The 19,284-nt window shown below is 72.2% G+C and carries 19 protein-coding genes, 1 tRNA gene and 1 pseudogene; 11 read left to right on the top strand and 10 right to left on the bottom strand.

Annotated features, from left to right (window positions below):
* Nucleotides 1–145: 145 nt before the first annotated feature.
* A complete protein-coding gene (locus tag IF02_RS0121800) occupies nucleotides 146–1,564 on the bottom strand; it encodes an amino acid permease (protein WP_030159407.1) in 1,419 nt (472 codons plus the stop codon).
* Between the two features lie 77 nt (nucleotides 1,565–1,641).
* Entirely contained in the window at nucleotides 1,642–3,078 is a 1,437-nt protein-coding gene (locus IF02_RS0121795; RefSeq protein ID WP_030159405.1) for an amino acid permease, read from the bottom strand.
* Nucleotides 3,079–3,364: 286 nt separating this feature from the next.
* Here IF02_RS0121795 and IF02_RS0121790 point away from each other — a divergent pair, with 286 nt between their 5' ends.
* The gene (locus tag IF02_RS0121790; RefSeq protein WP_030159404.1) at nucleotides 3,365–3,946 is read left to right on the top strand and encodes a biotin transporter BioY; all 582 of its coding nucleotides are present in this window, start codon (nucleotides 3,365–3,367) and stop codon (nucleotides 3,944–3,946) included.
* A 129-nt stretch (nucleotides 3,947–4,075) separates the two neighbouring features.
* Here the strand turns inward: IF02_RS0121790 and IF02_RS0121785 are convergent, their stop codons facing one another.
* Nucleotides 4,076–5,509 carry an amino acid permease gene (locus IF02_RS0121785; protein ID WP_030159402.1) on the bottom strand — a complete coding sequence of 478 codons (1,434 nt, stop codon included), beginning with the start codon at nucleotides 5,507–5,509 and terminating at the stop codon, nucleotides 4,076–4,078.
* A gap of 220 nt (nucleotides 5,510–5,729) precedes the next feature.
* Between IF02_RS0121785 and IF02_RS0121780 the strand changes: the two genes are divergently transcribed.
* Nucleotides 5,730–6,215 (top strand): ribose-5-phosphate isomerase, encoded by a 486-nt coding sequence (locus IF02_RS0121780; RefSeq protein ID WP_030159399.1) that lies wholly within the window; start codon nucleotides 5,730–5,732, stop codon nucleotides 6,213–6,215.
* A 96-nt stretch (nucleotides 6,216–6,311) separates the two neighbouring features.
* Nucleotides 6,312–7,118, top strand: coding sequence for an Fpg/Nei family DNA glycosylase (locus IF02_RS0121775; RefSeq protein WP_030159397.1), 807 nt, complete (start codon nucleotides 6,312–6,314; stop codon nucleotides 7,116–7,118).
* A gap of 10 nt (nucleotides 7,119–7,128) precedes the next feature.
* On the opposite strand, the gene IF02_RS0121770 is transcribed toward IF02_RS0121775, so the two are convergent.
* Nucleotides 7,129–8,364 (bottom strand): GNAT family N-acetyltransferase, encoded by a 1,236-nt coding sequence (locus tag IF02_RS0121770; protein ID WP_030159395.1) that lies wholly within the window; start codon nucleotides 8,362–8,364, stop codon nucleotides 7,129–7,131.
* Between the two features lie 132 nt (nucleotides 8,365–8,496).
* Between IF02_RS0121770 and IF02_RS0121765 the strand changes: the two genes are divergently transcribed.
* The 3 genes from IF02_RS0121765 to IF02_RS0121755 all read left to right on the top strand — a co-directional run bounded on the left by IF02_RS0121765 (nucleotide 8,497) and on the right by IF02_RS0121755 (nucleotide 13,013).
* Nucleotides 8,497–9,624, top strand: coding sequence for a PP2C family protein-serine/threonine phosphatase (locus IF02_RS0121765; protein WP_420708188.1), 1,128 nt, complete (start codon nucleotides 8,497–8,499; stop codon nucleotides 9,622–9,624).
* A gap of 117 nt (nucleotides 9,625–9,741) precedes the next feature.
* The gene (locus IF02_RS0121760; RefSeq protein ID WP_106977336.1) at nucleotides 9,742–10,644 is read left to right on the top strand and encodes an ABC transporter ATP-binding protein; all 903 of its coding nucleotides are present in this window, start codon (nucleotides 9,742–9,744) and stop codon (nucleotides 10,642–10,644) included.
* Nucleotides 10,644–13,013: an ABC transporter permease gene (locus IF02_RS0121755; protein ID WP_030159391.1), complete on the top strand. Its 2,370-nt coding sequence runs from the start codon at nucleotides 10,644–10,646 to the stop codon at nucleotides 13,011–13,013. Before IF02_RS0121760 ends, IF02_RS0121755 begins: the two co-directional genes overlap by 1 nt.
* Here IF02_RS0121755 and IF02_RS0121750 read toward each other — a convergent pair.
* Complete coding sequence (locus IF02_RS0121750; RefSeq protein WP_030159390.1) at nucleotides 13,010–13,630, bottom strand: AAA family ATPase; 621 nt, start codon at nucleotides 13,628–13,630, stop codon at nucleotides 13,010–13,012. The genes IF02_RS0121755 and IF02_RS0121750 overlap by 4 nt on opposite strands.
* Nucleotides 13,627–14,226: a DUF4232 domain-containing protein gene (locus IF02_RS0121745; protein WP_078622240.1), complete on the bottom strand. Its 600-nt coding sequence runs from the start codon at nucleotides 14,224–14,226 to the stop codon at nucleotides 13,627–13,629. The genes IF02_RS0121750 and IF02_RS0121745 overlap by 4 nt, the downstream gene beginning before the upstream one ends.
* A 405-nt stretch (nucleotides 14,227–14,631) precedes the next feature.
* Between IF02_RS0121745 and IF02_RS0121740 the strand changes: the two genes are divergently transcribed.
* From IF02_RS0121740 to IF02_RS0121730, 3 genes are all read left to right on the top strand, one after another.
* Entirely contained in the window at nucleotides 14,632–16,038 is a 1,407-nt protein-coding gene (locus tag IF02_RS0121740; protein ID WP_030159388.1) for a pyridoxal phosphate-dependent decarboxylase family protein, read from the top strand.
* Nucleotides 16,035–16,499 (top strand): HD domain-containing protein, encoded by a 465-nt coding sequence (locus tag IF02_RS0121735; RefSeq protein WP_030159387.1) that lies wholly within the window; start codon nucleotides 16,035–16,037, stop codon nucleotides 16,497–16,499. The genes IF02_RS0121740 and IF02_RS0121735 overlap by 4 nt, the downstream gene beginning before the upstream one ends.
* Before the next feature lie 176 nt (nucleotides 16,500–16,675).
* Nucleotides 16,676–16,870, top strand: a complete 195-nt coding sequence (locus tag IF02_RS0121730) for a hypothetical protein (RefSeq protein ID WP_030159386.1) — start codon at nucleotides 16,676–16,678, stop codon at nucleotides 16,868–16,870.
* Nucleotides 16,871–16,881: 11 nt separating this feature from the next.
* Here the strand turns inward: IF02_RS0121730 and IF02_RS0121725 are convergent, their stop codons facing one another.
* Nucleotides 16,882–17,361: a DUF4231 domain-containing protein gene (locus IF02_RS0121725; protein WP_030159385.1), complete on the bottom strand. Its 480-nt coding sequence runs from the start codon at nucleotides 17,359–17,361 to the stop codon at nucleotides 16,882–16,884.
* 109 nt (nucleotides 17,362–17,470) lie between these two features.
* Between IF02_RS0121725 and IF02_RS0121720 the strand changes: the two genes are divergently transcribed.
* Complete coding sequence (locus IF02_RS0121720) at nucleotides 17,471–17,779, top strand: hypothetical protein (RefSeq protein ID WP_158708533.1); 309 nt, start codon at nucleotides 17,471–17,473, stop codon at nucleotides 17,777–17,779.
* Nucleotides 17,780–17,851: 72 nt separating this feature from the next.
* Here the strand turns inward: IF02_RS0121720 and IF02_RS34875 are convergent.
* Together IF02_RS34875 and IF02_RS0121715 are read right to left on the bottom strand one after the other, a co-directional pair.
* Nucleotides 17,852–17,937 (bottom strand) — tRNA-OTHER (locus IF02_RS34875).
* Between the two features lie 252 nt (nucleotides 17,938–18,189).
* Entirely contained in the window at nucleotides 18,190–18,738 is a 549-nt protein-coding gene (locus IF02_RS0121715) for a hypothetical protein (RefSeq protein ID WP_030159383.1), read from the bottom strand.
* A 53-nt stretch (nucleotides 18,739–18,791) separates the two neighbouring features.
* On the opposite strand from IF02_RS0121715, the gene IF02_RS35625 reads away from it, so the two are divergent.
* Complete coding sequence (locus tag IF02_RS35625) at nucleotides 18,792–19,016, top strand: hypothetical protein (RefSeq protein ID WP_030159382.1); 225 nt, start codon at nucleotides 18,792–18,794, stop codon at nucleotides 19,014–19,016.
* A gap of 115 nt (nucleotides 19,017–19,131) precedes the next feature.
* Here the strand turns inward: IF02_RS35625 and IF02_RS36235 are convergent.
* Nucleotides 19,132–19,236, bottom strand: a pseudogene (locus tag IF02_RS36235) (hypothetical protein); the annotation flags it as partial.
* Nucleotides 19,237–19,284 lie beyond the last annotated feature (48 nt).

Here is a 19,284-nt window from a genome sequence, read left to right as displayed (position 1 = left end):
CCCTCAGCGTGCCAACTGCTTATTGCAATCAATGCGCAACTGCACGCTAGCAGTATCTATTCCGGTGATCACGTAAGGGTCGCCTCTGTGAAACGAGGGTGGGCCCCGTGCGAACGCACGGGGCCCACCGGTGATCGAGGGTGTGTCAGCGGGCGGCGGCCGCCGCCCGGCGCTGCATCACGTAGCCGGTCGCCGCCAGGGCGAGGGTGAGACCGCCGGTGAAGACGACCTGGACCCGGGTGTCCTGGTCCAAGGCCATCAGGACGAGGACACCGGCCACCCCGGCCAGCGCCACCCAGGTCAGGTACGGGAAGCCCCACATCTTCACGACCAGCTTCTCCGGAGCCTCCCGCTCCAGCCGGCGCCGCAGCACGAACTGAGAGACGGCGATGAAGCCCCAGACGACGAGGATGACCCCGCCGACCATGTTCAGCAGCCAGGCGAACAGGGTGTCCGGGTACCAGTACGACAGCAGCACGGTGACGAAGCCGAACCCGCAGGAGGCGAGCACCGCGCGGCGCGGCACCCGGCCGCTGACCTTGCCCAGGGCCTTCGGGCCCTGGCCGCGGGAGACGAGCGAGTGGGCCATGCGCGAGGAGCCGTAGATGTTGGCGTTCATCGCCGACAGCAGGGCGATCAGGACGACCACGTTCATGATCTCGCCGGCGGCCGGGATCCCCAGGTGGTCCAGGGCGGCCGCGTACGGACCGTCCTCGGTCACCGACGGGTCGTTCCACGGCAGCACCGTGACGATGACCAGCATCGAGCCGACGTAGACGATCGCGATCCGCCACATGGTGGTCTTCACGGCCCTGGCCACGCCCTTGACGGGGTTCTCCGACTCGGCCGCCGCGATGGTCACCGTCTCCAGGCCGCCGTACGCGACGACCGAGGCGAGCAGTCCGACCAGCAGGCCGTCCATGCCGTTGGGCAGGAACCCGCCGTCGTGCAGCAGGTTGGCGGTGCCGGGGGAGGAGGTGCCGGGCAGCAGGCCCAGGACGGCCAGCACGCCCAGGCCCAGGAAGAGCGCGATCGCACCGATCTTGAGGGCGGCGAACCAGAACTCGAACTCGCCGAAGTTGGAGACGGCGGCCAGGTTGGTGCCGCAGAACAGCGCCATGAAGGCCAGCACCCACATCCACGACGGGGTGCCCGGGAACCAGCCGGTCATGATGTGCGCCGCGCCGATCGCCTCGATGGCCACGCCCACGCACAGCAGGGTCCAGAACATCCAGCCGGCCGTGAACCCGGCCCAGGGGCCGATCGCCCGGTCCGCGTGCACGGAGAAGGAGCCGGAGGCGGGGTTCGCGGCGGACATCTCGCCGAGCATCCGCATCACGAACATCACGAGCAGACCGGACGCGGCGTACGCGATCACGATCGAGGGACCCGCGGCGGCGATGCCGGCGCCGGAACCCACGAAGAGGCCGGCGCCGATGACCCCGCCGAGGGCGATCATCGAAAGGTGGCGCTGCTTGAGGCCGTTGCCGAGGGGGGATCCGCCGTCGGCCGGCGCTGCCGTGCCGTGCTGCTGTTCGGGGGGTGTGATGGTGCTCTGACTCATGGGGCCATAGTGCCCACTGTCCGGTTATCGAACTCTTGTTGTCCAATATCCGGACAGTGGGTCGGTGTGCGTACGGGTCAGACCGCCCGGCGCGCCCTGAGCTCGCGCACCCACGCCACCACGAGGACCGCCCCGGCAGCACCCGAGGACCACAGCAGCTGCGGCCGCGCCGAGTCGTCGAACAGCATCAGCACCAGCACCGCCGCCATGCCGAGCAGCGCCACCCACGTCAGGTACGGGAAGCACCACATCCGCAGCGTCAGGCGCTCCGGCATCTCCCGCTCCAGCATCCGCCGCAGCTTCAGCTCCGAGACCGCGATCAGCGCCCACACGAACAGCAGCACCGCGCCGACCGCGTTGAGCATGTAGAGGAAGACCGTGTCCGGCCACAGCAGGTTCAGCACCACCGACACGAAGCCGAAGGCCACCGAGGCGAACACGGCCCGGCGCGGCACCCCGCCGCCGGACACCTTCAGCAGCGCCTTGGGCGCCTCGCCGCGCTCGGCCAGCGAGAACACCATGCGCGAGGAGCCGTACAGGTTGGCGTTGAGCGCCGACAGCAGCGCCACGAACACCACGATGTTCATGATCTGGCCGGCCCCCGGGATCCCGATGGAGTCCAGGACGGCGACGTACGGGCTCTGCCCCGGCTCCAGCGAGTGCCACGGCAGCAGGGTCACGATGACCAGCATCGAGCCGACGTAGAAGAAGAGGATGCGCCACACGGCGCTGCGCACCGCGCGGGCCACGGACTTGGCCGGGTCGTCGGACTCGGCGGCCGCGATGGTGACGACCTCCAGGCCGCCGAAGGCGAAGATGACCGCGAGCATGCCGGCGACCACCCCGCCGAAGCCCTCGGGGAAGAACCCGCCCTGGCCGGTCAGGTTGGCCGTGCCGATGGGATCCGTGTCGGGCAGCACGCCGAAGATCGCCAGGGTGCCGAGGATCAGGAAGAGGACGATCGCGCCGACCTTGAGGGCCGCGAACCAGAACTCGAACTCGCCGAAGTTCTTCACGGCGGCCAGGTTGCTCACGGTGAAGACCACCATGAAGATCAGCACCCAGACCCACTGGTCGACCGCGGGAAGCCAGCCGTTCGCGATCTTCGCCGCGCCCGTGGCCTCCACCGCCAGCACCACGACCAGCAGGAACCAGTAGAGCCAGCCCGCCGAGAACCCGGCCCAGCGCCCCAGCGCCTTCTCCGCGTACACGGAGAACGAGCCGGAGGCGGGCATCGCCGCCGACATCTCGCCGAGCGCGCGCATCACCAGCATGGCGAGGGCGCCCGCGAGCAGGTACGAGCAGATGATCGCGGGGCCGGCGATGCCGATGCCGGCGCCGGAGCCGACGAACAGCCCGGCGCCGATCACGCCGCCGAGGCCCAGCATGGTCAGGTGGCGCTGCTTCAGACTGTGGCTGAGGGGTTCCACCGGAAACTCGGGCCCGCCGGGAGGGTTGGACCCGGCCGGACGTGTCGGTCCTGTGGGAGGGGTGGTGGGCAAGCGGTCGCGCATGAGTGGGTGCTCGTACTCTCGTGCTCGGCAGCGGCGGTGGGGGCTCCGCATTCGGATTGGCGGGACCCTACAGTCTCACCGGACGGCGCCCATCCGCGCAAAACGGACGTGTTGTCTGAATCTGGCTCGTGACGCGGATCACTCCACCTCAGGTGTGAACCCGCCTCTTTGTGCACTCCCCACCAAACCGGTGAGCAGGGCTTTGTCCCGGCCGGAGGTGGGGCGGCGCCCGGCCGCGCACTAGCGTCGGTGATCGTCCCGTCACCCTCACCCCGCGGAGCCTCCGATGAGCACTGCTTCCGTCTCCTTCCGCCCCGGCGCCGTCCTGGCCGACCTGCTGCCCGCGAGCCGCGTCCGCGACATCGCGCTCGTCGCCGGCGGAGCCGCGCTCACCGGCCTCGCCGCGCAGATCGCCGTGCCGGTCCCCGGCTCCCCGGTCCCGGTCACCGGCCAGACCTTCGCGGCCCTGCTGGTCGGTACCGCGTTCGGCGCCCGCCGCGGCTTCCTCTCGCTCGCCCTGTACGCCCTCGTCGGCATGGCGGGCGTGCCGTGGTTCGCGGGCGGCACCTCCGGCGCGGGCGGTGCCTCGTTCGGCTACGTGCTCGGCATGCTCCTCGCCGCCACCGTCGTGGGCGCGCTGGCCCGCCGCGGCGCCGACCGCTCGGTGGTCCGTACGGCGGGCGCGATGGTGCTGGGCTCGGCCCTGATCTACGCCGTGGGCGTGCCGTACCTGGCGCTGTCCACCGGGATGTCCTTCGGTGCGGCCGTCGCGGCGGGGCTGACCCCGTTCCTGATCGGCGACGCGATCAAGGCGGCGCTGGCGATGGGCCTGCTGCCCGCCACGTGGAAGCTGGTCGGCCGCAAGTAGCCGACCGGCCGCGGAGGCCGACCGGCCGCGGAGGCCGACCGGCCGCGGAGGCCGACCGGCCGCGGCGCAAGCACGGCAGCCCCGGACCACCAGGTGTGGTCCGGGGCTGCCGTGCTTGCGCACGCGTGCCTAGGCGCGCGCGGCGGCCTTGCGGCGCATGTCGCGCACCACGCCGATGACCAGCACGACGGCGGCGACCAGCAGGGACAGCATGACCGTCTCGCGGTTGTCCTTGTCGTAGACCATGTAGCCCAGGACGAAGGTGATCATCGCGGCGGTGGCCCACGTCAGGTACGGGAAGAGCCACATCTTGACCGTCAGCTTCTCCGGCGCCTCGCGGACCAGGATCTTGCGCATCCGCAGCTGGGTCAGGCAGATGACCAGCCACACGAAGAGCGCGATCGCACCCGAGGAGTTCAGCAGGAAGCTGAAGACCGTGTCCGGGGAGCTGTAGTTGAAGTAGACGGCGGCGAAGCCGAAGACCACCGAGCCCAGGATCGCGGCCGTGGGCACGCCCCGCTTGTTGACCTTGGCGAAGACCTTGGGTGCGTCACCGCGCTCGCCCAGCGAGAACGCCATGCGGGAGGCCGTGTACATGCCCGAGTTCAGGCAGGACAGCACGGCGGTCAGGACGATCACGTTCATGATCTGGCCGGCGTGCGCGATGCCGATGGAGTCCAGGGCGGCGACGTACGAGCCCTTGTCGACGATCGACTTGTCGTTCCACGGCAGCAGGGTGAGGACGATGAAGATCGAGCCCAAGTAGAAGACGCCGATGCGCCAGATCACCGAGTTGGTGGCCTTGGTGACCGCGCGGCGCGGGTCCTCGGACTCGCCGGCCGCCAGGGTGACGATCTCGCTGCCCATGAAGGAGAAGACGACCATCAGCACACCGGTGAGGATGGACCCCCAGCCGTTCGGCATGAATCCGCCGGCGTCGGTGAGGTGGGCGAAGCCCGCGCCCGGGTTGTCCGAACCCGGCAGCACGCCGAAGACGGCGAGCATGCCGACGATGACGAAGGCGCCGATGGCGACGACCTTGATGCCGGCGAACCAGAACTCGAACTCGCCGTAGGAGGAGACGGAGCCGAGGTTGGTGATCGTCAGGACCACCATCACGATCAGGGCCCAACCCCACTGCGGGACGGCCGGGATCCAGCCCTCGAGGATCTTCGCACCGGCGGTCGCCTCCACGGCGAGCACGACGACCCAGAAGAACCAGTACAGCCAGCCGATGGAGAAGCCGGCCCAGCGGCCGAGCGCGCGGTCGGCGTACGCGGAGAAGGAGCCGGAGTTCGGGCTGGCGGCGGCCATCTCGCCCAGCATCCGCATCACGAAGACGACCATCGCGCCGACGAGGAGGTACGAGATCAGGATGGCGGGGCCGGCCTTGGCGATGCCGCCACCGGAGCCGACGAAGAGGCCGGCGCCGATGACGCCGCCAATGGCGATCATGGACAGGTGGCGGTTCTTGAGACCGGCCTTCAGACCGTCGGAGGGCTGCGTGTCGCCGGAGTTACCGGACGGGTCGCCTGCCTTCTGAAGGGTCGTCGTGGAGCTCATGGACGGATCCTTAGGTTCTCGGGTTGCGAGCCCGGGCATTCAAACCTGAGATGAACGCAAGACGGAAGACCTCAATCCGGATCGTTGCTTTGGGACGAACGTCCAGGACCCTGGTCCCGCCGTGTCCCATCTGCGTTCTTTGGGTTTACTTGAGCTTTAGAAGTGACTTACGCGACACCCTGCCGCGGTCTGCGAGGGGTGCCCGTGCCACACTCGTCCCATGCGCGTGTACCTCGGATCCGACCATGCCGGCTTTGAGCTCAAGAACCACCTGGTGGACTGGCTCAAGAACAACGGCCACGAGCCCGTCGACTGCGGGCCCCACATCTACGACGCGGTGGACGACTACCCGCCGTTCTGCCTGCGCGCCGCGGAGAAGACCGCCGCGGACGCCGACAGCCTCGGCATCGTCATCGGCGGCTCCGGCAACGGCGAGCAGATCGCCGCGAACAAGGTCAAGGGCGTCCGCGCCATCCTGGCCTGGAGCGTCGAGACCGCGAAGCTCGGCCGTGAGCACAACAACGCCAACGTGATCTCCGTCGGCGGCCGCATGCACACGCAGGACGAGGCCGTCTCCTTCATCGAGGCCTTCCTGGCGACCCCGTACTCCGGCGAGGAGCGCCACACCCGCCGCATCGACATGCTCTCCGCGTACGAGCAGACCGGCGAGCTCCCCCCGATCCCGGCCCACCACCCGCAGGGCTGATCTTCCGCTTCGCCGTCTCAGCGCTTCGCCGTTTCACCGTGCCGCCGAGGCTTCCGGCCCGGCGGCACGGCCGTTTCCAGAGGTAGGAGCAGTGCAGTGCCCGAAGGGCATACGATCCACCGCCTCGCCCAGGACCACACCGAGCGCTTCGCCGGGCAGCCGGTCCGGGTGAGCAGCCCGCAGGGCCGCTTCGCCGAGAGCGCCGCCCTGCTCGACGGGCGGGACCTGGAGAGTGCCGAGGCGCACGGCAAGCACCTGTTCCTGGAACTCGGCGACGCCTGGATCCACATCCACCTCGGCCTGTTCGGCAAGCTCGGCTTCGGCCCCGCCCCGGCGCCCCCGGCCGCGGACACGGTCCGGCTGCGGCTGCTCAACCCGGAGCACTGGGCCGACCTGCGCGGCCCCACCGCCTGCGCACTGATCGGCGAAGCCGAGAAGAAGGCGATACACGAGCGGCTCGGCCCCGACCCGCTGCGCCCGGCCGACGATCCCGACCGCGCCTGGAAGCGGATCTCCCGCTCCCGCACCACCGTCGCCGCCCTGCTCATGGACCAGAAGGTGATCGCGGGCGTCGGCAACGTCTACCGAGCCGAGGTCCTCTTCCGGCACGGCATCGACCCGTACCGGCTGGGCAAGGACCTCGCGCGCGGGGAGTGGGACGCCATGTGGACGGACCTGGCGGCGCTGATGCGCGAGGGCGTACGGAACAACCGGATCGACACCGTCCGCGACGAGCACCTGCCCGAGGCCATGGGCCGCCCGCCGCGCGTGGACGACCACGGCGGCGAGGTCTACGTCTACCGCAGGGCGAACATGCCCTGCCACATCTGCGGGACCGAGGTCCGCACCGCCGACCTGGCGGCACGGAACCTCTTCTGGTGCCCCTCCTGTCAGACCCGCTGAGGCCGACGGCTCAGAAGCCGTGCGGGAGCCAGGGCGCCACATCGGTGGCGAAGGCCCGCGAGGCCGCCGCCAGGGCCCCCGGGCGCAGCTCGCGCACCCGCCCGGCCGCCGCCAGCGAGGTCAGGGTGATCCCGCCGAGGTACGCCGAGCCCAGCTCCCGTACCGACAGCTCCAGGTCCGCCGACGCGTCCGAGCGGCCACAGGCGACCGGGCCCCCGGCCTCGGCCGTCAGGCGCCACCGGCCCTCGTTCCACGGGCAGAACGCGTCCTCGACCTGCATGACCACGTCCAGCCCGGTCCCGTACGCCCGCGCTCGCAGCGCCGCGGGCAGGTCCACCAGCCGTACGTGCAGGGCGTCGCGGTGCCGGACCCCGGCTCGCCGGACGTCGCTGACCAGGTGCAGCAGCGGATCGTCCACGGGCCGCTCATACGCCTGTACCCGCCAGGTCAGGTCGATGCCGAACAAGTACCGCCACAGCGCCGCGTACGCCGCCGGCTCCAGCGCCTCCACCTGCCGCACGCGGACCTTGCCGTCCGAACCGCTCCGGTCCCAGTCGGGCCTGACCCGGTAGCGCGCGTACCCGACGACCTCGCCGTCCGGCGCCTCCGCGACCACGCACTTCAGCGGCGACGCGCCGTCCCGCATGGCCGGCGGGTCGAGCAGGCCCTGCCGCTCCCAGCCCGGCTGCCGGGCCGGCATCCCGGGGCGCCCCGCGACCAGCCCGGCGTACACCCGCTCGCAGTCGGCCAGCGCCTTCTCCGGATCGACGAGCCGCAGCCGTACGTCGTCCGTCCCTGGCGGCACGGACAGCCGTACCCGCGTCGTGTCGATGTCCACGGACATCGCGTACGTCGCGGTGCCGTAGCCGAAACGCCCGTAGATCGCCGGATCCGAGGCCGTCAGCACGGCGATCGGCTCGCCACCCGCCCGGATGTCGTCCAGTTGGCGGCGCATCATCGAGGTCAGCACCCCGCGCCGGCGGTGGGTGGGGGAGACGCCCACGGTCGTGACCCCGGCGGCCGGGACCAGGGCACCGCCCGGCACCGAGAGGCGGAAGCTGAACGCCCCGGCCGAGCCCACGCAGGTCTCGCCGTCCCAGACCCCGAGCGAACGTTCCGTCTCGACCAGTGACTTGTAGAGTTTCCGCTCCGCGGGGGATTCGGGCACGCCACCGAACGCCAGTTCCAGATGGTCATACCAGACATCCCACTCATTGACTTGCAATTCACGCATCTCAAGAGCCATACGGCCATCCCTATCAGGGCATTCCGTCCCAGTCGAAGCCTTTTCGGTTGCCGACGGGGCTCAGGTCCGGGGGTCCCCCTGCGCGCGCACAGCCAGGATGGATAGGGTCCCGAAGCAATGGCCGGAGCACGCATGGAGACGCTCATGGCCCGGACGCGCATGCTGTCGCACCGGGCCCGCACCGCCCTGCGCAAATCCGCCGTCGACTACTTCCGCGGCGACGCCTCCGACTGGCTCGCCTTCGCCGGGCTGCTCCTGACCGTCCCCGCCATCGCCTGCGGCACGCTCATGCTGCCCGTCTGGTTCTCGCCCTCCGCCCTCGTCCTGCCGATCGTCGCGGGCGGCCTGCTGCTGCGCCCCGCGAGCCTGCTCGCGCTGTACGCGGCCTCCGCCGCCGCCCTCATCGTGGAGGCGCTGGTCCTCGGGCCGTACACCCAGGGCCCCGCCCGGGTCACCCCCGGCACGGTCCTGGTCGTGGCCGCCTGCGGATTCTTCGGACTGGTCATCGCGCAGTTCCGCAGCCGCGTCGGCGTGCCCTGGCGGCGCGGCGGCACCATGCTCTTCGACCTGCGTGAACGCATCCGGGTCCAGAGCAAGCTGCCCGCCCTGCCGCGCGGCTGGCACCGCGAGATGGCCCTGCGCCCGGCCGGCGGCCAGTCCTTCTCGGGCGACTTCGTCGTCGCCGCCCGTACGAACGGCGGCCGGACCCTGGAGATCGTCCTGACCGACGTCTCCGGCAAGGGCATGGAGGCCGGCTCCCGCGCCCTGCTGCTGTCCGGCGCGTTCGGCGGCCTGCTCGGCGCCCTGCCCCCGCACGGCTTCCTGCCCGCCGCCAACGGCTACCTGCTCCGCCAGGACTGGGACGAGGGCTTCGCCACCTCCATCCACCTCGTCCTCGACCTGGAGACCGGCGACTACGAGCTCCTCTCCGCCGGCCACCTGCCCGCCCTCCAGCTCTCCGCGGGCACCGGCCGCTGGGAGGAGCGGTCCGGCGAGGGCCCGCTGCTCGGCGTGTACGACGGCGCCGAGTTCGAACCCGCCCGTGGCAACCTCCGCCGCGGCGACGTCCTCATGCTCTTCACGGACGGGCTGGTCGAGACCGCCGACCGCGACATCAGCGAGGGCATCGACCGCCTCACCGGCGAGGCCGACCGCTACGTCGCCGCCGGGTGGGAGGGCGCGGCCTGGCACCTGATCGAAAAGGTCGCCAAGGACGTCAACGACGACCGCGCCCTGCTGCTCATCCGCCGCTCGCCCTGACCTCCGTACGGGGGTTTTCCCCACCAACGATCCGCCTGGCTCCGCCATGTCCGTACCCCTACCCCCGTCCGTAGCGTCGAGACCACGATCACCGACGGGTACGGAAGGCGGCACACCATGGGGCTCCGGCGGAGCAGGCGGCAGCGCGGGAGCGCGCAGGCGGCGTACGAGGGCACCGGGCGGGCGGCGTACGGCAGCACGGGGCAGGCCGGGTACGACGGCACCGGGCAGGCCGGGTACGACAGCACGGCCGCCGTCGAGCTGCGCGGCGTACGGCGCGAGTACGGGCGGGGGGCCGCCACCGTGCACGCGCTGCGCGGGATCGACCTCGGCCTGCCGCGCGGCAGCTTCACCGCCGTGATGGGGCCCTCCGGCTCCGGCAAGTCCACCTTCCTCCAGTGCGCGGCCGGGCTGGACGTCCCCACCGCGGGCTCCGTCCGCCTCGGCGGCACCGAGATCACCGGCATGAACGAGAACGAGCTCACCGAACTGCGCCGCAGCCGCCTCGGCTTCGTCTTCCAGGCCTTCAACCTGCTGCCCTCCCTCACCGTGGAGCAGAACGTGCTGCTCCCGATGCGGCTCGCCGGCGGCGGATCCTCGCGGGAGGGCCGGGACCGGGCCGCCGACCTGCTCGCCCGCGTCGGCCTCGAAGGCAAGGGCGGCCGCCGCCCCGCCGAGCTCTCCGGCGGCCAGCAGCAGCGCGTCGCCATCGCGCGGGCCCTGGTCACCCGGCCCGACGTCGTCTTCGCCGACGAACCCACCGGAGCCCTCGACACCACCACCGCCGCCGAGGTCCTCGGACTGCTCCGCTCCGCCGTGGACTCCCTCGGCGCCACCATCGTCATGGTCACCCACGACCCGGCCGCCGCGGCCGCCGCCGACCAGGTGCTCTTCCTCGCCGACGGCCTGATCGCCGACCGGCTCCCGCAGAGCTCCGCCGCGACCATCGCCGCCCGGATGACCGCCCTCACCGCCCCTGCCCCCGGGCCCGGCCCCGCGTACGTGGGAGCGGCCGCCTGATGCTGCTCCGTCCCAACGGCCTGGCCCGGGCGGCGGTGCGGTTCCGGCCCGCCGCCTTCGCCGGCACCTTCGTCGCCCTGCTCATGACCGTCGCCATCGTCTCCGCCTGCGGGATCCTGCTGGAGAGCGGAGCCCGGGCGAGCGTCCCGCCGACCCGGTACGCCCAGGCCCCCGTCGTCGTGGCCGCCGACCAGCAGATCCGCCGGCAGGTGGGCAGCGGCGAAGGCGCCTACGAGGAGGCGGTACGGGTCCCGGAGCGGGCCAGGGTCGATGCCGCCCTGCTGGAGCGCCTGGCCCCGCTCGGCCGGGCCGTCCCCGACGTGGTGTTCCCCGTACGGGGCGCTGCGGGCCCTGCCGTGGAGGCCTCGGGCTGGGGCGCGTCCGCCTTCACGGGTGCGGCGCTCGCGGGCGGCCGGGCCCCGGGGGCTCCGGGGGAGGTCGTGCTGGGTACGGGCGCGGGGTTCGCAGGGGACCGGGTATCGCTCGACACCCCGGTCGGGAAGCGGGAATTCCGGGTCGTGGGACGGGCCGAAGGCACCGGAGTCTGGTTCTCCGACGCCGAGGCCCGCGCCCTGTCCGGGCACCCCGGCGCACTCGACGCCGTCGTCCTGTTCGACGCCGACCCGGACCGGGTCCGCGCCGCCGTCGACGGCCGCGCCCAGGTGCTGACCGGCGCCGCCCGCGCCGTGGACCCGCGGCTCGCCGGCGCCAGGGAACTGCTGGTCGGCCTCGGCGGCTCCTTCGGCGGCATCGCCGCCCTCGTCGCCGTTTTCACCGCCGCCGGTACGGTCGCGCTCTCCGTCGGGCAGCGCTCCCGCGAGTTCGCCCTGCTGCGCGCCGTCGGAGCCACCCCGCGGCAGATCCGGCGCACCGTCGCCACCGAAGCCCTGCTCGTCGCGCCCGCCGCGGGTGTGCTGGGCTGCGTACCCGGCATCGGCCTCGCCGCCTGGTGGTTCGGGCAGCTCCAGGCCAAGGGCGCGATCCCGGGCGGGGTCGAGCTCACCGTCTCCTGGATCCCGCTCGTCTCGGCCGCCGGCACCGGCCTCGTCACCGCGCTGCTCGCGGGCTGGGCCGCCGCCCGCCGGCCCGCCCGGATCCGGCCCGGCCAGGCGCTGGCCGCGGCCGCCGTGGAACGCCTCCGGCCGGGGTGGATCCGTACGCCGCTGGGCATCGCCGCCCTGGCCGGCGGGATCGCCTGCGCGGGCCTGGCCGCCACGTCCGGCGGGGAGGACGCCGCCAACGCCGCGCTCGGCGTGGTCATGCTCTTCATGCTCGCCGTGGCCCTGCTCGGCCCGCTGATCGCCCGCGCCTGCGCCGCCGTACTCGGCCTCCCGCTGCGCGCCGGCGGGGCGTCCGGCTCGCTCGCCGCCGCCAACTCCCGGGCCCACGCCCGCCGGCTCGCCTCCGCGATCACCCCGATCGTGCTCGCCATGGCCTTCTCCTCGACCCTGGTCTTCCTGCACACCAGCGAGGAACGGGCCGTCCGGCAGCAGCAGGAGGCCGGGCTGCTCGCCGACCACGTGATCACCGACCCGCCGAGCGGTGCGCGCGGGGGAGTCGCGGTCACCCGCACCTCCGTCCTCGCGATGTTCGGCAAGGGCCCCGAGCAGCGGCTCCAGTCCACCTCGGCACAGGGCGTCGCGGGCGACGTCACCACCGTCGAGGACCTGGGCGTACGGGAGGGCAGCCTCGCCGCGCTGCGCCCCGGGACGGTCGCCGTGGACCGCAGCCTCGCGGAGTCCGCACGCCTCGGCGTCGGCGACCGCGTCGAACTCCGCCTCCCCGACGGGGTCCCGGCGAACCCCGAGATCGTGGCCGTCTACACCCGGGGCCTCGGCCTCGGCCAGGTCACCCTCCCGGCGGCCGACCTGACCGGCCACACCACGGCCGGACGCGCCACCGAGCTGCTGATCCGCGGACCGGTCCCGGCGGGCCTGGGGTCCGCGCTGTCCACCTCCGAGTGGACCACCGCCCAGAACACGGACCGCGAGGTCAACGCCTGGGCCAACACCGTCATGGCGGCCGTCCTCGGCGGCTTCGCGGCCGTCGCCGCCGCCAACACCCTGGTGATGACCGTCCTCGACCGCCGCCGCGAGCTGCGGATGCTGCGCCTGGTCGGCTCGACCCGGCGCCAGGTGCTGTGGATGCTCCGCTGGGAGGCCCTCCTGATCGGCGGGGCGGGCGTCACCCTGGGCAGCGCGATCGCCCTGGCCACGCTGTTCCCGCTGACCAAGGCGGTCACGGGGGCGCCCCCGCACATCCCGCCGGTGCTGTACGCCTCCTTCGCGGCGGCGGCCCTGACCCTGGGCCTGGCGGCCACCCTCCTCCCGGCCCGCTGGTCGCTCCGCCGGGGGGCGTACTCGCTCTAGTCGAACCGGATGTGCCGGACACCGACGAGCGCGCGCCGCAGCCTGGCGCGGAGCGGGCCGTCGGTGTCCGGGGCGGCCCGCAGTCCGGTCATGGCGGCGATCCGGCCCGCCACCTGGGACACCGTGAGATGGTCGGTGACCAGGTGCTGGGCGAACTCCGGTCCGCGCAGTGCCTCCAGACATCCGTCGAGCCGGGCCACCGCGAAGCTCTCCCGCTTCAGCCCGCGCCCGAGCCCGCGCTCGCTGAGCCGGCGCAGTACGGTCGTCCGCTCGGCCAGCAGCGCGAAGTGCCGTACGTCGTGCCCCGCTTCGCGCAGCCGCCCCACCGTCTCGGCGAAGTACCGCGGCTCCGTGACGGTCATCGGCACGAGGACGGGCCCCGGCCCCGGCCCCGGCCCCGCATGCCGTTCCGCGGCCAGGTCCAGCACCTCGAACACGCCCTGCCGCCACGCCGGCAGGTCCTGGAAGTCCCCGCGCAGCGCCGGCGGCATCATGCGGTGCAGCCCGAACCCGACGTGCTCCGGATCGCACACGACGCTGCCGGGCAGCCGCCGGTGCAGCTCGTACGCGGTCTGCGTCTTCCCGCCCCCGAAGGGCCCGTTGATCCAGATGATCACCGGGCCGGCGCCTTCCAGGGGCTGATCCCGAGCTTCCCGGTGTTCCCGAGGTCGACGGAATGGCGGAGCTCCAGCTCCACCCGGGGCGCACCGGCCCGCGGGGTCACGTCCAGCACCCACCCCTCGGCGGCGGGCACCGTCGAGTCGGTCACCAGGTTCCGCCACACCATGGCGACGGTGGCCGCCTGGCCGGGCTGGAGCTCCACCTTCTGCGGGACACCCTCCACGCCGCTCGGCGCGCCGGTGATCCCGTCCGCTCCGTGTACGACGGCCACCTCGACCGGGGCCCGCTTCTTGTCCAGCAACCGGATCTCCGGATAGCCCTCCAGTACGTAGGGCTGCGTCCCGCAGTTCACCAGCTGGATGTCGGCGACGCGCAGCCCCATGGCGGCGTCCCCGGCCCCTTCGAGCAGCCGTACCCCACCCTCGGGGCACGCGGACGCCTTCGCCGCGGGCGGGGAAGCGACCACTGAGGGTGCGGGGGACCGCACCCCACTGGGCCCCGGCGCAGCAGCAGGCGCAGGCGGCACATCGCACCCCACCAGCACCCCTGCCACAACCACCCCGACAACAACCCCCACCACCCACCGAGTCATCCCCCGACCCTACGCCGCCCACCTCCCACCCATCAGCGCCAACACCGCCTTGCAGGCGCCAACTCCCGGCCGGTGCCGCCTCACTCCAGCCCCGCCGGCGTTTGAGGCACTGGGTCTGGGGCGGAGCCCCAGGAGCTCCGGCGCAGCCGGGCCGGGACCGCTTGCTTGCGCGGCGGCGCGGCACCCACGGCGCCCACGGCATCCCGAGCCCCGGGCACCGGGTTCCGAGCCCCGAGCCCCGAGCACCGGGTCCCGGGTCCCGGATCCCGCGCCCCGAGCCCCAGGTCCCGGGCCCCGAGCCCCGAGCCTCAGGCACCGGGTCTCGGGTCCCGGATTCCCGGGCCCCGGGCCAATCACCCCCGATTGGCCGGTCCGCCGGGCCCGGCGGGTCCCTACCGTGCCCCCATGGACCGCACGCTCGCCACCGACCTCGCCCGCCTCCCCGAGCTCCTGGAGGCCACCCGCCGCACCGCGGCCGACGCCCTCGAAGCCCTGGACGCCCGTCCCGTCGTACCGCCCGTCACGCCCGTCACGCCCGTCACGCCCCCACGCGACCCCGAGCCCCTGCCGGAGCACGCCGCCGGGGCGGAATCCGCCCTCACCGCCTTCGCGGAGCGCTGGGCGCCCCGGCTGTCGGCCTCCGCCGGCCCCCGCTACCTCGGCTTCGTCACCGGCGGCGCCACCCCCGCCGCCCTCGCGGGCGACTGGCTGACCGCCGTCCACGACCAGAACTCCAACTCCGCCCTGGACGGCTCCGGCCAGGACCTCGAACGCGAAACCGTCAGCTGGCTCCGCGACCTCTTCGGCCTCACCGACGCCCACACCGGAACCTTCGTCAGCGGCGCCACCATGTCCAACACCACCGGCCTCGCCATCGCCCGCGAGTGGCTCGGCGAACGCCTCGGCGTCTCCCCCTCCGAGGACGGCGCGGCAGCGCTCGGCCCGGTCCGCGTCCTGTCCGGAGCCCCGCACTCCTCCATCGCCAAGGCCCTCTCCGTCCTCGGCCTCGGCCGCAGCTCCCTCGTCCCCGTCCCCACCCTCCCCGGCCGCGAGGCCGTCGACCCCGCCGCCCTCGACCGGGCCCTGGCCGACACCCCCGGCCCGGCCGTCGTCGTCGCCAACGCCGGCACCGTCAACACCGTGGACTTCGACGACCTCCGAGCCATCGCCGCCCTCCGCGAACGCCACGCGTTCTGGCTCCACACGGACGCCGCCTTCGGCGCCTTCGCCGCGCTCTCCCCGGACCACGCCCACCTCACCGACGGCCTCGACGCCTCCGACTCCGTCTGCGTCGACCTGCACAAGTGGCTGAACGTCCCCTACGACAGCGCCGTCCAGTTCACCCGCCGCCAGGACCTCCAGGCCCGCGTCTTCCAGAACGCCGCCGCCTACCTCGGCCCCCTCGGCGCCCGCCCCGACCTCGTCCACCTCACCCCCGAGAACTCGCACCGGCTGCGCGCCCTCGCCGCCTGGTTCACCCTCCGCGCGTACGGCCGCGAAGGCCACCGCGAGATCGTCGAGCGCGACATCGCCTGCGCCCGGGCGCTGGGCGCCGCGCTGGAGCAGGACCCGGCCTTCCGCCTCCTCGCCCCGGTCCGCCTGAACGTCGTCTGCTTCACCCTCGCCGACGACCCCACCCCGGCCCGCCTCGCCGCCCTGCGCGAGGCGGCGCAGGAGGAGGTCTTCGTCACCCCCACCGTCTACGCGGGAACCCCCGGCCTGCGCGCGGCGTTCTCCAACTGGCGTACGACGCAGACGGATGTACGCCGGGCCGCGCAGGCCCTCCGTACGGCGGCGAAGGGGACGGTATGACGCAACGGCAGCAGCAACCGCTGACCCTGATGGAGGTCGAGGCGCTGGCGCGCTCCGCGCACGAGGGCCAGACCGACAAGGCCGGCCGGCCGTATGCCGAGCACCTCGCGGCCGTCGCCGAGGGAGTCCGTGCCCGCGGCGGCAGCGCGGAGCAGCAGGCGGCGGCCTGGCTGCACGACGCCGTCGAGGACGACGCGCTCAGCCGGGAGTGGCTGGATTCCGCCGCCTTGCCCCGATCGGTCAAGGACATGGTGCTGGCGGTCACGAAGCGCGCCGGTGAGCCGGTGGAGGAGTACGCGGCCCGGATCCTCGCCACCCCGGGCGCCCTGCTGGTCAAGGAGGCGGATCTGGCGCACAACGCGGACCCCGTGCGGCTCTCCGTACTGGACGGCCCCACTCGCGAACGGCTGTCCGCGAAGTACGCGTATGTCCGCTCCCTCCTCGGTCTCACCGCGCCATGACCAGGGCCCCAGGTCCGAAATATGCCCGGCGCATGGCCGGTTGGCGGGAAAGCGCCGATGCCGATTCGCCACGGGACGGATAGCCGGGGCCCGTTGGTGGGAGGATGGTCCATGTGGGGGTGCGCGTGGCCGTGTGCCCCAGGCCGACCAGGGGACGACCGAAGGTGTGATCAGTAGTGGCCATTTCGCTGTCAGTGGTGGTTCTGTTGGCGGTCATCCTGGTGGTGCTGATCCGCGGCAACCACATCAAGGCCGGCCCCGCGATCGTCGCGGTCCTCTTCGGCTTCTTCCTGGCGTCCAGCTCCATCGCACCGGACGTCAACCGCTTCCTCAACTCCCTCGCGGACACCATCGCGGGAATCAAGCTCTAGCCGGGAGCCGCTCAAGGAGTGCCGGGAGCCCGCCGGTACTCCAGGTCCGAGTTCACCTGGCCGCCCAGCGTCATGACGTTGAGGGTGGCCGAGTTCTCGTTGGCGATGGCCTTCTCCACCCGCGACACGAGCAACGTGAGCGCATCGGCCTCGGCCAGCCCGGCGTACGGGCCGACCCCGGTCTCGAAGTAGATCCGCTCGTGCCCCAGCAACTGCTCGGTCGACCGGTAGTTCTTCCACTGCTCCCGGTACCGGTACACGCTCTCGAGGGACACGGAAGCGACCACGAGCAGGCTGAGCACGGTGGCGGTGACCCGGGCGAACGGCACGTCGAGGTTGACCAGTACGGGCACGAGCGCCCCGCCGACGACGGCCAGGGTCCGCATCCGTAAATGGGCCGCCTTGCTCCGCATGGCCTTGCGGTCGTACCACTGCTGGTACTGCCCCAGCCGCGTCTCGACGTACTCCCGCGCCGCACCCGCCCCCGACATGCGGGGAGTACAACAACCTCCCGCGCCCGCCGTCAAGATGCCGTACAACAAACCGGCCGATAGCATAAAAAGGGGCATTTCGGGGTCAGTAACCAAGGCAGGTTGAATGATGAACCGAACACGTCGTCTTGCAGCACTCACACTCCTGATAGCCCCCGCCCTGGCGCTGGGCCCCGCGGTAGCCGCGGCCCCCGCGGCCGCGAAGTGCAACGTCGAGGTGGACTCCGCCGGCAAGTACCACCTGTGGGGCGAGGGCTTCCCGGCCAACACGACGGTGACCTACTCCGGCTCCACCTCGGGCTCGGTCCCGATCAACAAGTCGGGGCGGTTCGACCTGGGCGGCCTGACCGGAGCCAAGTACACAGTCAAGACGGCCGACGGCAAAACCACGGTCACCTGCGCCTCGGTCCACTACTGAGCTCCACGCCTCCAAGACGAACGAAGGGCCAGCCCGGAGAACCCCTCCGACCTGGCCCTTTGTGCTTCAGAGCGGGCAACGGGAATCGAACCCGCGCAGCTGGTTCGGAAGATCGCGCACCAGCGCCCACGCTGACCAGCCGTACCGCTGACCTGCACGTTCCCATGCACACTCGCGCAGTTCCCCGCGGCTCCCCACCTCGTCCCATCCGGCCGGGCGCGCGGGGGACACGACTCGATCGGTCCGCGCCAGGGTCACCCGCCGAAGAGCCGAGGTGTCGGACAGATAGCTCGGCCATCACCAGGGCTGATCGGCGGAGTGCCGGCCATTCGGTCAGAGGGCCTTGTGCGCCGCGAACCACCCGCATTGTCGGGCCCGCGAGGGAGAGCCAGTTCGGGAAGTCGGCCCCCCTACGCTCGCTCGACTGCGCGTGTCCCCGTCGTGGATGGGCGACGTTGCACGCTCCAGAGGCTCCTGGAGCGTCTGTGGACCTCAGGACGGTGCGGGTCGGCAAGTTCTGCCCTTAGGGCGCTTTCCAGTAGCGCAAGCCCTTCCTGCACCGCTTCAAGAGGCGGCCGCTCCGTCGTACGCGTCCTGCTGAGGATCAAGGGCTGGGCTGCGAGGAACCTGCCCCGCAGATCCTCAACGGCAGCCTGGACCGGCTCTGCCGCGATGAGGGAAGCCTCGACGCCCCACTTGTAGGCAGTTCCCCGCGTCTCGGAGAGCCTGCCGTCGTCCTCGTCGCGCCAGATCGAAACCAGCGAGTCATGCCAGCCGTACATCGCGATCAGGAGGTCGCGGTACAGGCCCTTCTTGTCGTCCAGCCAACGCACGCGTTCCGCGTACGCCCGTTGCTCTCGCTGCTGGCGCAGCTGACCACGCTGGGCGAGCCAGGCGCCTGCGAACCCCGCCAGCGCACCTACGGTCGTGCCTGCAAGTCCCGTCAGAGCCGCGTCCATGGCTGCTTCCTAGCAGACGGAGAGCCACGTCTGTCGGGCAAAGGACGAGATCAGTGCTTCCGCCCACCGACGATCGCCTGCTGCCCGATCAACGGTTGACGGGGATCTCGTACACGGCGCTCGCCTGCCTCGGCCCCGGCTGCTCCACGGAATGGCTGGCCGCGCCGCAGAGCGCCCCACCATCCGACAAACTCGCGAACGGTAAGGTTCAGTGGCTTCCCGGCGTCTGCCAGCTGACGAGTGCGCTTGAGCTGCTCGTGCCGCTCGGCGGGGGGTGAAGGGCTCGTTCCCATTCTCTTTTTCGGCCGGCGCCTCCGCGCTTTCCTCGGCGGCTTCGTCGAGTGGCTGCCGGCGCAGTTGATCCAGGGTTCTGCCGTCATCGAGCGTCCAGGCGTGCCAGCCGTCGAAGGATCCTCGTCCAACGGCTGCAATTGCAGCTCGCGATGGAGACCGAAAGAGCTGCCCGTCGGACAGCTGGACCTTCCCCTCCGCTGTCACTTCTGCGTGATGCTTCTCGCCCCTGCGCGGCCGGACTCCTGTTTCTGA

It is taken from the genome of Streptomyces sp. NRRL S-244 (genome assembly GCF_000717915.1).
In the GTDB taxonomy this organism is placed as follows: Bacteria; Actinomycetota; Actinomycetes; order Streptomycetales; family Streptomycetaceae; genus Streptomyces.
This window is presented reverse-complemented; position numbering and strand designations above follow the sequence as displayed.